This is a genomic window from Sphingomonas sp. (assembly GCF_036677245.1).
GTDB lineage: Bacteria > Pseudomonadota > Alphaproteobacteria > Sphingomonadales > Sphingomonadaceae > Allosphingosinicella.
This window is the reverse complement of sequence record NZ_JAKFCG010000076.1, coordinates 1-2882: the sequence shown is the minus strand read 5'-3', so window position 1 is coordinate 2882 and position 2882 is coordinate 1. Positions and strand designations below refer to the sequence as shown.

Here is a 2882-nt window from a genome sequence, read left to right as displayed (position 1 = left end):
GATGCCGAGCTGCCGGGCATGCTGGAGTTCCGCCGCTGGGGCGGCGAGCTGATTGCGCTCGACCAGGGCGGCACCGCCTTCGCGCCGTTCGATCTCGAAGCGGTGCTCGAAGCACTGCTCACCGGCACCGAGACGCAGGATCCGGTGCCGACGCGCGACGACATCCACATCTGGGGCGAGCTCGAAGCGCGCCTGCAGAACCCCGACCTGATGATCCTCGCCGGCATGAACGAGGACATCTGGCCGCCAGTGGCCGACCCCGGCCCGTGGCTCAGCCGCGGCATGCGGATCGGTATCGGGCTCGAGCCGCCGGAGCGGCGGCAGGGCCAGGCGGCGCATGATTTCGCCATGGCTGTCGGCAACGCCGAGGTGCTGATCGCCTATGCCGAGCGCATCGGCACGTCCCCGGCGCTGCCCTCGCCGCTGCTGCAACGGCTCTACGCCTTCATAGGCGAGGCGGATGCCGAGGTGGTGCGGGCGCGGGGCGCGCGCTGGCTGGCGCAAGCCGAGGCGATCGACTTTGCCAGAGTGCCACGCCCTGCGGACCGGCCAGTGCCCAATCCACCGGCCAACATCCGGCCGCGACGGTTGTCGATCACCGAGATCGAGCCGCTGATGCGCTCGCCCTACGATATCTACGCCAAGCATGTGCTGGCGCTGAGGCGCCTCGAACCACTGGGCACCGAGCCGAGCGCCCGCGAGCGCGGCACGATGATCCACGGCGTGTTCGAGAAGTTCATCGCTGCGGGGCTCGACCTCGACCTGCCCGAGGCCCTGCCGGAAATGATGGGCATGGCGCGCGATGCCTTCGCCGGGCTCGACGCCATCAAGGAACGCCGCGACATCTGGCTGAAACGCTTCGAGCGGGCGGCGCGGCAATTCCTCGACTACGAGCGGCGGCGCGATGACGAGATTGTCGAGCGCCATGCCGAGACCAAGGGCGAGTGGAAATTCCCGGCCCTCGACAACTTCACCCTCGTCGGCAAGGCCGACCGGCTCGACGTGAAGCGCGACGGCACGCTGGAGATCATCGACTTCAAGACCGGCGGCGTGCCGCAGCCCAAAGATATGACGGCGTTCGATGCGCCGCAGCTGTTGCTCGAAGCTGCGATGGCGCGGGCCGGAGTGTTCCCGGGCATCACCCCACGCGACAGCTCGGCGCTGACCTACATCAAGATCGGCCTCGGGCCGGCGGCGTTCCAAATCAAGCCGTTCAAGCTGCCCAAGGGCATGAGCCTGATGGACGCGGTGGGCGAGATCGAGCGCCGCATGCAGCGGCATGTCGATGCGTTCCTGCTGCATGACGGGCTGCCGATGGCGGCGCGCATCCGGCCGCGGGTGGAGACGGGTCGAAAGTCCTACCCGGGCGACTACGACCACCTCGCCCGCACCGACGAATGGACACTGACCGCCGGAGTGGACGACCCATGAGCCGGCGCCTTTTGAGCCCGATGCCGCAGCAGATCGTTGCGGCGCAACGCGACGCCTCCGATCCGGAGCGCAGCGTCTGGGTGACGGCCAATGCCGGCTCGGGCAAGACCTATGTGCTGACCGCCCGCGTGCTGCGGCTGCTGCTGAGCGGCGCGAAGCCCGAGGAAATCCTCTGCCTGACCTACACCAAGGCGGCGGCGGCGGAGATGCGTGGCCGCGTCGCCGAGCGGCTCGGGCAATGGGCGCTCGAAAGCGAAGACGAACTGATCAAGGACCTGACGGCCTTAAGCGGCGTGCCGCCGACGCCGGGGATGCGGCTGCGCGCCCGCTCGCTGTTTGCGCGCGCCCTTGAGGCACCGGGCGGCTTGCGCATCCAGACCATCCACGCCTTCTGCGAGAGCGTGCTGCACCGCTTCCCGCGCGAGGCGGGCGTGCCGTTCGATTTCAGCGTGCTGGAGGAGCACCAGCGCGACAGCATGCTGCTCGAAGCCCGGGAGACGGTGATCGCCGCCGGGCTGCGCGGCAGTGGCGAGGCGACGGCAGTCGAAACGCTGTTCGGCCTGCTCAGTGATTTCCAGATCGAAACAGCGATCCTCGAAGCGCTGAACCAGCAGCGCACGCTGCGGCGGGTCTTGGCGCAGCCGCGCGTCGCCAAGCGCGAGTTGCGGAAGCTCGTCGGCGATATCGGCTCGATCGACGAGGTGATGGACGAGATCAGCTCGGGCTACGGGCTCAGCCGTGATGACCACGCCACGATCTTCTCGCTGATCGTGCCCGATCCCTACGGCACCGATTTCGTCGACCGGCTGAGCCAGATCGACCCGGAGCGACCGGACGCCGACGACCTGCTCGATGCGTTCCTGACGCAGGCCGATCGCACGGCGCGGAAGACGCTGATCAAGAAAGCTGCGGCGGTGCTGATCCCAGATGTGGCGGCACGCGTCGTGGCCGAGGGGCAGCGGCTCGAGCGGCTGTACCAGAAGCTGGTGACGGCCGAACTGGTAGCGCGCAGCGAAGCGATGCTCGATGTGGTTGCGGCGATCTCGGCGCATTACGAGAAGGCGAAGCGGGCCCGCTCGCTGCTCGATTTCGACGATCTGATCGAGAAGCTCGCGGCGCTGCTGCGCGACGAGGCACAGGGCACGTGGGTGCGCTACAAGCTCGATGCCGGACTCAGCCACATCCTCGTCGACGAGGGGCAGGACACCAATCCGCTGCAGTGGCAGGTGGTCGGGGCGCTGATCGACGATTTCTTCTTCGGCGATAGCGCTGCCGCCGACCGGCCGCGCACACTGTTCGCGGTGGGTGACCAGAAGCAGTCGATCTTCTCGTTCCAGGGCGCCGATCCGGAAGTATTCGTCGAGGCGGGGCGCCAGTACGCCTTCAGCGCCAAGGCGGCGCATTTCGAGATCACCCCGGTGCCGCTGCGCTACAGCTTCCGCACGCTGCCC

General features: G+C 68.1%; 2 protein-coding genes. Both read left to right on the top strand.

What is annotated here, in order from left to right:
• The coding region (locus V6M48_RS09020) for a PD-(D/E)XK nuclease family protein (protein WP_332812209.1) at positions 1-1431 on the top strand (1431 nt) is incomplete at its 5' end.
• Positions 1432-1451: 20 nt separating this feature from the next.
• Positions 1452-2882, top strand: a 1431-nt coding sequence (locus V6M48_RS09015) for a UvrD-helicase domain-containing protein (RefSeq protein ID WP_332812208.1), incomplete at its 3' end; no start/stop codon positions are given.